The following is a 14,428-nucleotide window of genomic DNA, read 5'->3' on the forward strand; positions in this document are numbered from 1 at the left end:
GAGCGACCGCCGAGGCAGAGTGCCCCACCCCGAAACCCCGAGGTGAAACATGAACAAGCCTATCCTCCAGGTCCCAACGCTTCCACGCCGACTGTGCGGAACCGCCACCAACTCAGGCATCCTGCTCGGCCCCGAACTCGGCCACGTCAAAATCGCCCGCCGCTGGGCCGCCCAAGCCACCCGCTCCCGCCCCAGCCTGGCCGAACCCGTCGGCATCGCCGTCTCCGAGATGACCACCAACGCGCTGCGTCACTCGGCGTCCGGGCTCCCCGGCGGCAGCATCCGCGTGGAGATCGAACGCACCTCACGCCACCTCGAACTCCGCGTCACCGACAACGGACCCCGCCCCGGAGAACAACCCAGCTTCCCGGCCGTGCCTGCGGCCGAACCCCTGCGCCCCAGCGGCAACGGCCTACGCCTGGTCGAAGCCCTGTGCTCCTACTGGGACTGGAAACAGCACTCCTGCGGCGCGATCACCGTCCGCGCCGTCTTCCCCTGGTAACCCACGCGTCCCTGGTCACCCTTCGGCCTCCGCGCCCTCCCCCGTGACGGCGCGGACCAGGGCCGGTGCCCTGCGCACCAGCCCGAAGCCCCGCCCTCCCCTTCCCCGGGGAGGCGGGGCCACCCGATCGACCACTCACACAACACCGGACACGGAAAGCCCCTCATGCCCGACTACAGCTACCTCCTCGACGGCCGACCCGACGTCCTCACCCCCAGCGAAGTCGCCGCCCTCTTCAACATCCGCCCCCGCAGCCTCCACCGAGGCCAATGGGACAACGTCCTCAAACCCTTCCGCACCCCCGGCGGAGCACGCCGCTACCCCAAAGAACACATCGCCACCCTCCTCAACCAACCAGACCCCCCGGCCTCCCCCTGATCTGGTACGGCACTGGTGACCCTGGTGGCGCCGGTCCGGCGGCGAAGGGTGCCCGACCAGGCGGGCACCTCAGCCGAGCACGGCCCGCCCCGCGCGCAGCGCCGCGCACGTCTCGGGGTAGTCGAACAACTCCCCTTCGAGGAGCTCCAGGACACGGGCCACCCCCACCGCCGGAACCCCGCGCACCTCCAGCACACCGCGGGTCCACGCCAGGAAACGGGTGAAGACCGCACCGTCGCCCACGTACAGCGACGTCAACAGGAAATCCGTGATGTGCCCCAGGTCCTCGACCGTCCGGTCCAGGTCCGCGCCCTCCAGGCTGGCCCCCCGGGCCTCGTAGAGGGCCCGCGCGTGCTCCACACCGGTCCGCACCAGATCGCGGCGGCGCTGCACCAGGCTCGCGTACTCGGCGGCCGGGGTCAGCGCCTCCTCCCTGGGCCGCAGGGACGACAACGGCATACGCCGCTCCAACAGATCGGCGGCGGAGCGGGCGTCGGCCGCCCACAGGCTCGCGCCCAGCCGGAGCGCGAGGGAGGAGTCCGGCCCGAAGCCGCGCCCCCCGGCGATGACGGGCACCCCGGTGCGCGCGGCGGCGGTGATCATGGCGTGCGCGTTGACCAGGTGCGAGGGCAGGGAACAGCTCAGCGCCACCACGTCGGGCGCGGTCTCCTGAAGGTGCAGGGTCAGGTGGTGGGCGGGCACGCTCGCCCCGAGGAAGGTGACGCTCCAGCCGCGCAGACGCAGCACGTCCCCCAGCAGCCGCGCGGGCAGGCCGTGCCACTCCCCCTCGACGCAGGCCACCACCACCGAGCCCAGGGGGCGTTCCCCGGCGACGCGCCCCAGGCCGTGTTCGAGGACCAGGCCCAGGGCGAGTTCACCGATGTGGGTGGCTGCGTGCTCCCGGGCCACCGAGAGTTCGTTGGCCTGCCACATCATGCCCACGCGCATCTGGGACACCGCGATCACGTCCAGGACCAGTGACTCGTGGTCTACCCCGGCCGCCAGCGCCTCCCGCACCACGGCCAGGGCCCCCGCGTCGTCGAGGTCGCGCACGCGCGCGAAGAAGTCGTCGGCGACGACGGCGGGCGACACGGGCGCGACCGCGTCCGGCAGGATGTCGTGGTCAGCGGTCACCGGCGACACCTCCCCGCGTGGCGCGGGCCTGCACGGTGAGCACCGTGATGTCGTCGTGCTCCCCTCCGTCGAGCCAGTCCCCGACCACCTGGACGATCCGGTCCGAGACGGCCGGGGCGGGCATGCCCCCGCACTCGGAGAGCAGCCGGGCCAGGCGCTCCTCACCGAGCATCTCCCCGCCCAGCAGGGGGTTGCGCGCCTCGGTGACCCCGTCGCTGAAGACCACCATCGTCTCGCCGGGGGCCAGGGTGAACTCCGTCTCCCGGAAGACGGCCTCCTCCACCGCGCCCACGAACAGGCCCCCGATGGAGACCTCCCGGACAGTGCCGTCCACACCCACGACGAGCGGGGGCGGATGGCCTCCCCCCGCGGCGCGGATGCGCAGCCCGCCGTCGGGCAGGGGGCTGGCGAGTCCGAGGAGCATGGTGCTGAACTTCTCGGGGTCGGTGCGCAGCAGCAGGACGTTGAGCAGTTCCAGGAGCCGCCGGGGGTCCTGTTCGACCAGCCGCAGCGCCTCCAGGGACTGGCGGATCATCCCGGTCAGGAGGGCGGCGTCGTTGCCCTTGCCGCACACGTCCCCGAAGGAGAAGTCGAAGCCCTCCTCCAGTTCGTTGACCTGGTAGAAGTCGCCGCCGATGCGCTCGGCCTCGACGGCGGAGCGGAAGGCCGCGCCCAGCACGGCGTGCGCGACGCCGGGCAGGGGCGCGGGGACCAGCGCGGCCTTGAGGGTGGAGGCGGTGCGGGCCTGGTACTGGTACATGTGGGCGGCGCTCAGGGCCGAGCCGACGCGTTCGGCGTACTCGGTGAGCGCCTCGGTGTCCGCCGCGTCGAAGTACCCCCGGGTGCGGTGGAACAGCAGCGCTCCGGCGGCTCCGGACAGGCCGGGGACGGCCACGGCGCACAGCGCGCCCCGGGCGCCGCCGTATCCGGCCAGTTCCAGGAGGAGCTTCTCGACGGGGTCTCCGGGGGTGGGCTCGGCCACCGTGCGCGCCCCGTCCACGACCTCCTTCAGCCAGGCGGCGCCGTCCACCGTGCCGCGGTCCCAGACGCCCTCACCGGTTCCGACGCGGCGGCGGCCGCCCTCGGAGGTGAACGCCGCGGTCCAGCGCACCGAGCCGTCGGGCTGGGCGAGGAAGAGCACGCACGTCTGGGCCGCCTCCGGTACCGGGAAGCGCACCGTCTGCTCCACGAGGCGGACCGGATGCAGGATGTTGCCCAGCTCGCGGGCGGCGTGGCGGAGCCTGGCGACCGCGGCGGAGGCCGGGACCGCACGGGCCCGTCGCCCCCCGACCGGTCCGGCCCCGTCGTCCTCCAACGGAGCGCGGTCGCTGGTCCCCGAAGCAAGCACTGGTGTTCCACTCCCCCACGCGTAGCGGCGCACGGCCCGCGCCGGGCCGTACGGGCGGCTCCGCCGTGCGCGATCGCGCACGCGCGCTGCACGCGCGGGCGTGGGCGGCGCAGACGGGTGCCGCGGGGCGTCGGACCACCGCTGGCGCGGAGCACACCGAGAACGGGAAGGGCCACCGACAGCGGGGAGACGACGCCCGGTATGCCACGCTACCCGCCACGATCAGCGGACACACGGATCGGAAGACGAAAGTTGTCACCTGGCAACCTTCCGGTGCCGCATGTCACACCTCCGGGCCGGTGGGCCGCGGTTTCGCCCCGCAACCGCCCCGCAGGGGGCGGAGGAAGCCCACCGACCCGCACTTCACGGGCTCCACCTGTTGTTCGTCACTCCCGGGTGGTGCCGAGCGCCATGTAGTCGTACATGGAGTAGCCCGAGTGGTAGTACACGTTGGTCAGGTTCGGCGGCCGGTAGAGCACCGTGCGCTCGAACACCGCGGGCAGGATCGCCGCCTGCTCCATCGCCCGCCGGTCGATCTGTGTGTAGATCGAGGCGCGCTCCTCGGGGTCCTCGATGGTGACGACCTCGTCGAACCAGCCGTTGATCCGCTCGTCGTCCAGTTCCGAGATGTTGGCGTTGCCCGCGTCCTGGATGGCGTCGCCGTCCAGGATCTTGCTCATGAACCCGTAGCCGCTCGACCAGTCCGGAGCCCACCCGTACACGGTCAGGCCCAGGTCGTTGTCCTCCACGAAGGACGGCGACCCGGCCTGGGTGTTGGTGTAGGTGTCCGAGGGGTACTGCTTGATCCGGGTCTCGATGCCCACCCGGGCCAGGGCCTGCTGGAGCGCCTCGGCGGTGCTCACGTCGGAGGGCCGGTCGGCCCGGACGCCGATGGAGGTGGAGAACCCGTCGGGCTCGCCGCACTCCTCCAGCTTCTGCCGGGCCTTGTCCAGGTCGCCCTGGTTGTCCTGGGAGGGGTACAGGTCGATGCCGGGATCGGCACCCGGCAGCGACGCGGGCATGATCTGGGTGGCGATGTCGCCGCCGGTGTCGCCGCCCCAGGCCCGCTGGAGGGCGTCGCGGTCGGCCGCGTACATGACCGCCTCGCGGCAGGCCAGGTCGTCCATGGGTTCCAGGACGGTGCTGATGTTGACGTAGCGCAGGGTGTTGCTCTGCGGGTTGTCGACGCTGTTCTTGCGCGCCTCGTCGGTGAGCAGGGTGCCCCGCATCGCGGGCCCCACCCCGGCGCCGGCCAGGTCCACGTCCAGGTCGCCGTTGGTCAGGCGCTGGTCGATCTCGTTCTGGTCCACTCCCAACTGCACCTCGATCCGGTCCGGCAGCGCCTCGCGGGTCGGGTCGGTGGCGGGGTCCCACTGGTCGTTGCGCACCAGGTTCAGGGAGACGCCGGGGCGGTACTCACCGTCGAACTTGTAGGGCCCGGAGGAGACGACGCGGCTCTGGTACTGCTCGCCGCGGTCGGCCTCGGGCGGGACCGGCGCGGTCTGCGGCTGGATGAGCAGGTACGGGAACTCCGCGAAGGGGTCCTTGAGGTGGAAGACCAGGGTGTGGTCGTCGGGGGTCTCGATCCCGTCGAACCCGGCCAGCGGGTCGGCCTCGTCGGCGTAGGGGCCCTCGTAGTCGTCGCTGTCGGCCAGCAGGTCCTGGAAGTACTTGGGGCCGTTGGGCAGGGCCTGGTCGCCGAAGTTGCTGCGCGCGATGGCGTACTCGATGTCGGGCGCGGTGATCTCGGAGCCGTCCTCGTAGCGCAGTCCCTGTTTGATGGGCACCGTCCACTCGGTGAGGTCCTCGTTGGGCTGGGGCATCTCCGCGGCCAGGTCGGGCTGGAGTTCGGTGCCCTCCTCGCCGGGCGCGCCGACGTAGGTGAGCAGGGTGCGCGCGTAGTAGCGGCTGAAGTTCCAGCTGAACGCGTAGTAGGTGTTGCCGGGGTCGGGCGAGTCGAAGTCCGAGGAGATGGCGTAGCGCAGGGTTCCGCCGGTCTGGTCGGAGGGGTTGACCACCTCGGTCTCGCCCTGGTTGAACTCGGCGTCGACCGGACCGCCTCCGCCCCCGCCGCCGCCCGCGCCCCCGCAGGCGGCCAGCAGCAGCGCCGCGGCCGTGCCCGCGGCCAGGGTCGCGGTCGCCCGGCGGCGTCCGCGGCGCCGGGAGGGCACCGCGCCCGTGTGGTGGTCGGTGGTCAAGCTTGCCTCCTGGTCGGTTTGGCTGGTGGGGGCCGGTGCCCGGCCCGGGACACGCGACGGGCGCGGCCCGTCAGTCGGAGGATCGGGGATCGAAGGCGTCGCGCAGTCCGTCGCCGAAGAGGTTGAAGGCCAGGACGGTGATGAAGATGGCCAGCCCCGGGATCAGCACGAAGTGCGGCGCGATGGTGTAGAAGCGCAGGGCGTTGTCGAGCATGCCGCCCCAGGTGGCCATGGGCGGGTTGATGCCCACGCCCAGGAAGCTCAGGGCCGCCTCGAACAGGATGTTGGTGGGGATGAGCAGCGTGGAGTAGACCAGGATCGGTGTGACGAGGTTGGGCAGGATCTCGCGGAAGACGATGTGGGCGCTGCCCGCGCCGAGGCTGCGGGAGGCCTCCACGAACTCGCGCTCCCGGAGGGTCAGGGTCTGTCCGCGCACGATGCGGCCGATGTAGGGCCAGTTGAAGAACCCGATGATGAAGACCAGCACGCCGATGCGCAGGCCGTTGCCGCTCAGGCCGAAGGAGCCGTCGGGGATGACGCCGACCAGGGCGATGGCGAAGAGCAGCAGCGGGAAGGCCAGGAAGATGTCCATGGCCCGGCTGATGACGGTGTCGACCCAGCCGCCGAAGTACCCGGCGACCATGCCCAGGACGGTGCCGATGACCACGCAGACCAGGGTGGCGACCGTGGCGACCAGCAGGGAGGTGCGGGCGCCGTGGACGATGCGGCTGAACAGGTCGCGCCCGTTGACGGGTTCCACGCCGAGCAGGTGGTCGGTGCTGATCCCGCCCCAGGGGTCGAGCCCCAGGGAGGGGTTGGCGGGGTCGCGCAGGACGCCGCCGGTGAGCGGGTCGATCAGCTGCTGGTTGAACTGGTTGGGCGGGTAGCCGAACCAGGAGGTGAGCAGGGGCGCGAAGACCGCGACCAGGATGAGCAGGATGACGACGACGCCCCCGGCCATGCCGAGGCGGTCCCTGCGGAAGCGCCGCCAGGCGATCTGGCGCAGGGACCTGTTCGCCGACCCGCGTCCTCCGGCGGCCGCCGCCTCGGGGTCGGCGTGCTGGGAGGACTCGGGCGCGTCCATCGGCACGGACATGTGCACCCCTGCCAGTTGACATGACTTTTCGTATCTGTGGAAACACGAAGAGTTTGCACGAGCGGCGCGGGGGTTTCCAGCCTCCGCGCCGGTGTCCCCGCACGGTGTCGGGCGCGGCCTTGACCGGAGCGGTCAGCTGATCCCGGGCCGCGCGCGGGGCGGCGGCCCGGGATCGGCCGGAAGGGCTACACGGGTCCGGCCGTGTCCTGCCCGGCCACGGCACCGCCGACCAGCCGCAGCTCCGGCCAGACCCAGTTGCGGCGCAGCCACCGGTCGTGCGAGGCCACCACCACCGCGCCGGGCGCGGTGCCCAGCGCCTCCTCCAACTCCTCGGCCAGCGCCAGGGAAAGGTGGTTGGTCGGCTCGTCCAGCAGCAGCACGTCAGGGGCGTGTCCCACCAGCATCGCCAGTGCCAGGCGTCGCCGCTGCCCCACGCTGAGCCTGCCCACCGGCCGGTCCAGGTCGCGCGGTGCGACCAGGCCCAGGTCGGTCAGGCGGGGAGCGCCGGGCAGGGTTCCGTTCAGCCCGTCGTAGAGCGAACGCGGGGTCCGCTCGGAGTCGGGGAAGACCACGTCCTGTTCCAGCAGGGCGACCGCCGCCCCGCGCCGCCACAGCACCTGGCCCGACGCCGGGCGCAGCCGGTGCCCCAGGGCGTACAGCAGCGTGGACTTGCCCGCGCCGTTGGGCCCGGTGACCAGCAGGCGCCCGTCCGAGGGCACGTCCAGGCGGTCCAGGCGCAACCGGCCCGGCACGACCAGGTCGCGCACGGTGATCGCGTGGCCGTCGGCCGTGCCAGGGTCGCGGGTCAGCGAGGCGCTGAACTCCAGCGGCCTGGGCGGTTTGCGCACCTGGTCGCGCTCCAGTTCCTCCAGTCTGTTCCGGGCGTTGCGCACCCGGCGCGAGACCTGCTTGTCCACGCGCCCGCCCAGGAAGTCGTAGCCCATCTTGTCGTTGTCCCTCGGGGCGCGGTTGTGCGAGACCTGCCGGGAGGTGGTGCGCACCGACTCGCGCAGGCCCTTGAGGGCGTCCTGCTCGTCGCGGTAGCGCTGCTCCCAGCGTTCGCGCTCCAGTCGTTTCTCCCTGAGGTAGAAGGAGTAGGCGCCGCCGTAGTAGGCGGGACCGTCCACGGCCGGGTCCAGGTCGAGCAGGCCGGTGCACACCGCGTCCAGGAACACCCGGTCGTGGCTGGCCAGCACCACCACTCCCGGCAGGCCGCGCAGGTACCCCTCCAGGAACTCCAGCGCCTGGTCGTCGAGGTGGTTGGTGGGCTCGTCCAGCAGCAGGGCGCGCGGGCGGTGGACGAGCAGGGCCGCCAGGCCCAGGCGTCCGCGCTGGCCGCCCGACATCCGCCCCACCGGCCGGTCCGGGCCGATGCCGTCCAGGCCCAGTCCCGCGACCACCAGTTCGGCCCGGCGTTCGGCGTCCCACACCTCCAGCAGTTCGGCCTCGGCCAGGGCCTCGGAGTACTCCCGCAGGGCTTCGGCGTCCTCGGGTGAACCGTCCAGCGCCGCCGCGCTGGCGGTCAGCCGCCGCTCCACCCGCCGGGCCGGTTCGAGGGCCTGGGCGATCACCCGGGCCAGGGTCGTGTCCGGGGCGTGGGGCAGCTCCTGGTACAGGAATCCGGTGTCGGCGGGGCGTTCCACCCGCCCGGCGTCGGGTTCCTCCTCCCCGGCCAGCAGCCGCAGGAGGGTGGACTTGCCCGAGCCGTTCTCCCCCACCAGGCCGAGCCGCTGGCCGGGGGCGACGTCGACGTCCACGCCGTCGAACACCACGTGGTCGCCGTAGGCCCTGGCCAGGTCGCGGGCGCGCAGCAGGGGCGGGCCGGTCGGGGCGGTGTGGGTCGCGGAGGCGGCGCCGGTCGTGTTGCCGAGGGTCATAAGGGGTGGTCCACCCTTCGTTTCGGGGCGGGCCTCGATGCGCGGGACCGGTGCGCCTGCGCGGCGCGGTCCGGGGACGACACGGAGGTCGTCGACATCGAGACCGCACCGGGGACGGTGCCAGTACACGCTGAGCGGGGATCCGGCTCCAGCCACGGTGGGCGAGCCCCGCGCACTCGGCGGTCTTCGGTCTCGATGTCACATGCGCATGTTGCGCTCAGGTTAACCCGCCGGGGCGGCGCGGGCAACGGAATTACGCGGGTGTCCGGTGCCGCGCGGCGGACCGGCCCGGACGCGCGGCGCCGTGCGCCCGGAAGGGTTCTCCCGCCCCTTCCCCTGGCACCTCGGGCGGACCGACTGTCGCGGACCGGCCCCGCCAGTCCCGGAGGGACACGGGGTTCCTGCGGGACGGGCGGGGCGACGGGTCAGGCCGAGGCGCGGGCACCGTCGAGGAAGAGCCCGACCAGGGTGTCGGCGGCCTGTTCGGGGTCACCCATCATGTCCACGGCGCGGGCCAGGTGCAGGAAGGCGTTGCACAGCACGGCCGGATCCCGGTCGGCGACCTCGTCCCCGGCCACGGCCGCACGGAAACGCGCGGTCATGGGGTCGAGCAGGGTGGAGACGTAGGCGTCGCGCAGCTCCTTCTGCACGTCCTCTTCGAGCTGGTCCAGCGAGTCGAACAGGTGCTGCTCGAAGGAGGTGGTGGCTCCGGTCGGGTCGGCCACGGCGGTGGTGACGACCGCCCGCAGCTGCTCGGCGAGCCCGCCGGGTGTGTCCAGGGCCAGGGCGAGCTGTTCGCCGCGCCGGGTGATGAAGTCCAGGGCGACGAGCTTGTGCAGGGTCTCCTTGCCTCCGGGGAAGTGGTGGTACAGGGACGGCTTGCGCACGCCGACCTCGCGGGCGACGGCCTCCAGGGAGGCGCCGCGGTAGCCGTGCGCGGCGAAGTGCGCGGCGTAGACGTTCATGGCGCGGACTCGGGTGTCGGTGGTCACGGAAGGCGACCTCTCGTGTGGTGGGGTGGACGCGGGCGGAGGTCCCGCCCACGCACATCACCCTACCTACCGTTAGGTAGGCAAGCAAATCACGCCTGTCCCCCGCTCAGCGGGAACCGGACAGCCCGGTGCCGCGCGGGGCGCGAAGGCCCGTTCCCCGCTTCGAAGGGTTCCCCTGACCGGCCCGGGTCGGCCGGGAGTGGGGCGGCACCCGATCCCTGCTCGCCGGATGCACTGGTGCGCGGGCGGACCGCTCCCCCGACCTCGCAGGCCCTCGGCGGAGTTACCCGGAAGCGTCCGGAACGGTTCTCTCCGCCCTCTCCCCCGGTCCCACCGGCCGCGTCAGCGTACGCAAGGACCGGGCCGGGCGCTCCCCGCCGCCGGGGACGTCCGTGGAGAAGCGGCCCTGGAACGCGCGGAGGACCCCTCCCCCGCTCAACCGCTCCTGCTCTCCGGACGCGCTGGCGGTCTCGCCACCTCAGCCCCGTCCGCTTCCGAGTGGCACAGGGCCCCTCGGAAAGAGGAACCGGGCCCACGGGGCAGTGCGACCGGCGGGACCCGCCGGTCGCACCACCCCCGGCCGTGGTCAGTCCCTGCCGCGCATGGAGCGGTAGCGCCGCACCAGGGAGGTGGTGGAGGCGTCCAGGCCGGACACGTCGGCGCCCTCGGTGAGGGCGGGCTCGACCCGCTTGGCCAGCACCTTGCCCAGCTGCACGCCCCACTGGTCGAAGGAGTTGATGTTCCACACCGCACCCTGGACGAACACCTTGTGCTCGTAGAGGGCGACCAGCTGCCCGAGCACCGACGGGCTGAGCCGGTCGGCGAGGATGGTCGTCGTGGGCCGGTTGCCCTCGAAGGTCCGGTGCGGGACCAGGTCGGCGGACACGCCCTCGGCGGCGACCTCCCGCGCGGTGCGGCCGAAGGCCAGCGCCTGCCCCTGGGCGAACAGATTGGCCATGAGCAGGTCGTGCTGGGGCACCAGGTGCTCGGGCAGGTCGGGGGCCGGGTTGGCGAAGCCGAGGAGGTCGGCGGGCACGAACCGGGTGCCCTGGTGCAGCAGTTGGAAGTAGGCGTGCTGGCCGTTGGTGCCCGGGGTGCCCCACACCACCGGACCGGTCTGCCAGTGGACGGGGCGCCCGTCACGCTGCACCGACTTGCCGTTGGACTCCATGTCGAGCTGCTGGAGGTAGGCGGTGAACTTGGACATGTGGTGGCTGTAGGGCAGCACCGCGTGGGTCCGGGCGTCGTGGAAGTTGCCGTACCACACGCCGAGCAGGCCCAGCAGGAAGGGCAGGTTGCGCTCGACGGGGGCGGTCGCGAAGTGGGTGTCCATCAGGTGGAATCCGGCGAGCATCTCCCGGAACCGCTCGGGACCCACCGCCACCATCAGGGACAGGCCGATGGCGGAGTCGTAGGAGTAGCGGCCGCCCACCCAGTCCCAGAAGCCGAACATGTTGCGGGTGTCGATACCGAACTCGGCCACCGCCTCGCCGTTGGTGGAGACGGCGGCGAAGTGCCTGGCGATGGCGCCGTCGTCATCGTCGCTCTTGAGGCCCAGCCCGTCCAGCAGCCAGGTGCGGGCCTCGGTGGCGTTGGTGATGGTCTCGATGGTGGTGAAGGTCTTGGAGGCGACCACGAACAGCGTCGTGGCCGGGTCGGCGTCCACCAGCGCCTCGTGCAGGTCGGTGCCGTCCACGTTGGAGACGAACCGGAACTCCAGCCCGCGGTCGGTGTAGGGGCGCAGCGCCTCGTAGGCCATGGCCGGCCCCAGGTCGGAGCCGCCGATGCCGATGTTGACGATCCGGCGCACCGGTCGGCCGGTGTGGCCCAGCCACTCCCGTGCGCGTACCCGGTCGGCGAACTCCGCCATCCGGTCCAGGACCTCCTGGACCTCGGGGACGACGTCGCGGCCGTCGGTGCTGACCACCTGCCCGCGCGGCGCGCGCAGGGCGGTGTGCAGGACGGCGCGGTCCTCGGTGAGGTTGACGTGCTCGCCGCCCAGCATGGCGTCGCGCAGGTCGGCGACCCGGGTGGCCCCGGCCAGGTCGGCGAGCAGGCGCAGGGTCTCGTCGGTGACGAGGTTCTTGGAGTAGTCCACGTGCAGGTCGCCGACGTCGAGCGTGTACCGTTCGGCCCGGCCGGGGTCGTCGGCGAACAGCTCGCGCAGGCCGGTGGAGCCCCACCGCCCGCGGTGTTCGCGCAGCGCGGTCCACTCGTCCCGCTGGTCCAGGGGAACGCCCGGGCGGGCGCGTTCTCCGGTGTCCTCAGCGCGCGGAAGAGGTGTACTGGCAGACATCCGGCGGCTCCTCGTCGGTCGGCGCTCCGGCGGCACGGCGCGGGTGCTCGGTCCGCGCGCCGCCCGCGGTGCGCGGCTGTGCTTCCGAACACAAGAGTCCCACGAAAAACCGGGCCCGCGGCGGTTGTCCACAGGCCCGGTCGCGGACTTTCGCGCGCGGCGCGGGACCGGTTCGGGCGCCGCTCAGCGCAGGCCGCTGGCCTCCTCCTCGCGCTCCCGCCGCAGCACGGCCACCTCCGCGCGCAGCGCGCGCAGTTCGGCCAGGATCACGGCCTGTCCCCCGTCGGGGCCGCCGTCGTCGGGGTCCCCGCCCGTCCAGCCCGCGGAGCCGCCGCCCCCGCCACCGCCGCCGTTCTCCTCGTCGTCCTTCTCCAGGGCCTCCACGGCCACGGCGATGAACAGATTGAGCGCCACCAGCGTGGACACCAGCACGAAGACCACGAAGAACACCCACGCCATGGGCTTGTGCTCCATCACGTCCTTGGCGATGGTGCCCCAGCCGTCGGCGGTGGCGATCTGGAACAGGGTGAACAGCGACGAGGGCAGGTCGGCGAAGTACTGCGGTGAGACGTCGGCGAAGAGTTCGGTGGCCATGACCGCCGACACGTACAGCAGCAGCATCACCAGGAACAGGATGGACATCATGCCGGGCAGGGCCCGGAACAGGCCCGTGACGACGTGGCGCAGGGTCGGGATCACCGACAGCAGGCGCAGGACCCGCAGCACGCGCAGGACCCGCAGCACCGAGAAGGGGCCGGAGGCGGGCAGCAGCGCGATGCCGACGATCACCAGGTCGAACCAGCTCCAGGGGTCGCGGAAGAACGCCCGCCGGTGGGCGTACATCCGCATCCCCAGTTCCAGGACGAACAGGGCGAGGATGGTCAGGTCGACGGCGCGCAGGAGGCCGCCGTAGGAGTCCGTCACACGGGGTGAGGTCTCCGCGCCGAGGATGACGGCGTTGACGAGGATGAGGGTGATGACGCAGGCCTGGAACCAGGGGGCGTCGACGATGGCTCGAACGCGCTCGCGCACGACAGAGGGGGCTCCGTTCACATATCGGACAGCGCGGCAGAAGCCTACCGTGAGTCACCTTGTCCGGTTTCGCACCCGCCTCTGCCCTCGCATCAGCCCCTGGCGTCCTCCGGCCGGAGCGGGCATGATCGGAGTGGGGAACCGAGCGTGAGGGGGACGCCGGTGACAGAGTCAACCGAGGGCTTCGACGAGTTCGACACGGGGTCCTGGGACCCCGGCTACGACGACGACGTGGACGCGGACACGGACGTGGGGGCCGCGGACCAGGACTCCGCGGTGGCCGACTTCCTGCGCTACTTCCCGGAGGGCCACCGGATCGAGGAGATCGAGGACCACGACGTCCTGGGCATCGACGCGGAGCTGGACCAGGAGATCCCCGAACGGGCGCCAGAGGCCGCTGGGGAGCGCCCGCCGACCGCCCGGCGCGAGGACCTGGCGCGGCTGCTGCGGGCCGAGGAGTTCGCCGACAGGGTCCGCGACCGCGGCAGGCGGCCCGGCTGAGCCGCGAGGGCGTCGGCGCCACACAACGGCGGAACGGCAGCGCGGCGAAACGACAGCCCGGCGGCGCGGTTGAGCCGAAGACGTGTCGGCGCGGTGCAACGGGGAGGCGCGGCGGAACGGCGGCGCTCAGTCGGCCAGGTCCGCGCTGAGCCAGCGCTCCACGCGCAGGACGTGCACGGTCGCGGCGGCCCGGGCGGCGTCGGGATCGCGCGCCACCAGGGCCTCGTGGATGCGCAGGTGGTCCTCGCGCAGCTTGGCGGTGAGCCCGGCCTCCCGGTGCCCCGCCCACACGCGGGCGTGGAAGGTGCGCGAGGACAGGCCGTCGTTGACCGCGGCCAGGGTGGCGTTGCCGGTGCTGGCCACGATGGCCTGGTGGAAGCCCAGGTCGGCGGCGACGGTGTCGGCGCGGGAGGTGTCGTCCCCGCCCTCGATCCGCTCCAGCAGGGCGCCGATGCGGTCGAGGTCCTCGGCGCTGGCGCGCGCGGCGGCCAGGGCGGTGGCGGCGGGTTCGAGCATGCGCCGCACCTGGAGGACCTCCAGGAGGGTGTGCCCCTGGGAGACCTCGGCCAGGACGGAGAAGGTCTCCAGCAGGTCGGCGGGGCGCAGCGCGGTGACGTAGACGCCCGCGCCGTGGCGGGACTCCAGGACGCCGAGCGTGGTCAGGGAGCGGATGGCCTCGCGCATGGAGCTGCGGGACACCCCGAGCTGCGCGGACAGGTCGCGTTCGGTGGGCAGGCGCTCCCCCGGTCCGACCCGCCCGTCGGCGATCATCGCCTTGATCCGGTCGGCGGCGCGCCGGGTGACGGTGGTGCGCCCGGCGTCGGGGTCGCTCACGGAAGATCCCTCCAGTCTGCGCGGTGGCCCGGGTCGTCCGTCGGCCAGACGGGGCCGGGACGGGGCGGGAGCGGGGCCGGGTGTGCGCGTGACCCGCGTCACCTCCGCCGCCAAGAGATCATACCAATTCTCCACCACCTCGCCCCGCATCACCCTTTTCACCCTCCTTATTGCCCAGATGCTTTCCGGCGTGCGAAAGTGGTCCGACCACCCCAGGCTCGTGGCGAGCAGTTCCGCCAT

The 14,428-nt window shown here is 72.6% G+C and carries 12 protein-coding genes; 3 read left to right on the top strand and 9 right to left on the bottom strand.

Going from position 1 to position 14,428, the window contains the following annotated elements; all coding sequences use genetic code 11:
• Positions 1-49 precede the first annotated feature (49 nt).
• Positions 50-502, top strand: a complete 453-nt coding sequence (locus PV789_RS17300; protein ID WP_274973603.1) for an ATP-binding protein — start codon at positions 50-52, stop codon at positions 500-502.
• Between the two features lie 165 nt (positions 503-667).
• Complete coding sequence (locus PV789_RS17305) at positions 668-880, top strand: helix-turn-helix domain-containing protein (protein WP_274973604.1); 213 nt, start codon at positions 668-670, stop codon at positions 878-880.
• 69 nt (positions 881-949) lie between these two features.
• Here PV789_RS17305 and PV789_RS17310 read toward each other — a convergent pair whose 3' ends face one another.
• The 8 genes from PV789_RS17310 to PV789_RS17345 all read right to left on the bottom strand — a co-directional run bounded on the left by PV789_RS17310 (position 950) and on the right by PV789_RS17345 (position 12,853).
• Positions 950-2,014, bottom strand: coding sequence for a cobalamin B12-binding domain-containing protein (locus tag PV789_RS17310; RefSeq protein WP_274973605.1), 1,065 nt, complete (start codon positions 2,012-2,014; stop codon positions 950-952).
• Positions 2,004-3,362 (bottom strand): PP2C family protein-serine/threonine phosphatase, encoded by a 1,359-nt coding sequence (locus tag PV789_RS17315; RefSeq protein ID WP_274973606.1) that lies wholly within the window; start codon positions 3,360-3,362, stop codon positions 2,004-2,006. Before PV789_RS17315 ends, PV789_RS17310 begins: the two co-directional genes overlap by 11 nt.
• Before the next feature lie 386 nt (positions 3,363-3,748).
• Positions 3,749-5,560 (bottom strand): ABC transporter substrate-binding protein, encoded by a 1,812-nt coding sequence (locus PV789_RS17320; RefSeq protein ID WP_274973607.1) that lies wholly within the window; start codon positions 5,558-5,560, stop codon positions 3,749-3,751.
• Between the two features lie 70 nt (positions 5,561-5,630).
• Positions 5,631-6,656, bottom strand: a complete 1,026-nt coding sequence (locus PV789_RS17325) for an ABC transporter permease (RefSeq protein WP_274973608.1) — start codon at positions 6,654-6,656, stop codon at positions 5,631-5,633.
• 185 nt (positions 6,657-6,841) lie between these two features.
• The gene (locus PV789_RS17330) at positions 6,842-8,533 is read right to left on the bottom strand and encodes an ABC-F family ATP-binding cassette domain-containing protein (protein WP_274973609.1); all 1,692 of its coding nucleotides are present in this window, start codon (positions 8,531-8,533) and stop codon (positions 6,842-6,844) included.
• 425 nt (positions 8,534-8,958) lie between these two features.
• Complete coding sequence (locus PV789_RS17335) at positions 8,959-9,525, bottom strand: TetR/AcrR family transcriptional regulator (protein WP_274973610.1); 567 nt, start codon at positions 9,523-9,525, stop codon at positions 8,959-8,961.
• Between the two features lie 586 nt (positions 9,526-10,111).
• Positions 10,112-11,821, bottom strand: coding sequence for a glucose-6-phosphate isomerase (pgi, locus tag PV789_RS17340; RefSeq protein WP_274973611.1), 1,710 nt, complete (start codon positions 11,819-11,821; stop codon positions 10,112-10,114).
• A gap of 183 nt (positions 11,822-12,004) precedes the next feature.
• Positions 12,005-12,853, bottom strand: coding sequence for an ion transporter (locus tag PV789_RS17345; RefSeq protein ID WP_274973612.1), 849 nt, complete (start codon positions 12,851-12,853; stop codon positions 12,005-12,007).
• A gap of 162 nt (positions 12,854-13,015) precedes the next feature.
• Here PV789_RS17345 and PV789_RS17350 point away from each other — a divergent pair, with 162 nt between their 5' ends.
• On the top strand, positions 13,016-13,354 hold the full coding sequence (locus tag PV789_RS17350) for a hypothetical protein (protein WP_274973613.1): 339 nt from the start codon (positions 13,016-13,018) through the stop codon (positions 13,352-13,354).
• Positions 13,355-13,480: 126 nt separating this feature from the next.
• Here PV789_RS17350 and PV789_RS17355 read toward each other — a convergent pair whose 3' ends face one another.
• The gene (locus PV789_RS17355) at positions 13,481-14,188 is read right to left on the bottom strand and encodes a FadR/GntR family transcriptional regulator (protein WP_047871998.1); all 708 of its coding nucleotides are present in this window, start codon (positions 14,186-14,188) and stop codon (positions 13,481-13,483) included.
• Positions 14,189-14,428 lie beyond the last annotated feature (240 nt).

The sequence above is a fragment of the Nocardiopsis camelliae genome, from assembly GCF_028993595.1.
In the GTDB taxonomy this organism is placed as follows: Bacteria; Actinomycetota; Actinomycetes; order Streptosporangiales; family Streptosporangiaceae; genus Nocardiopsis; species Nocardiopsis dassonvillei.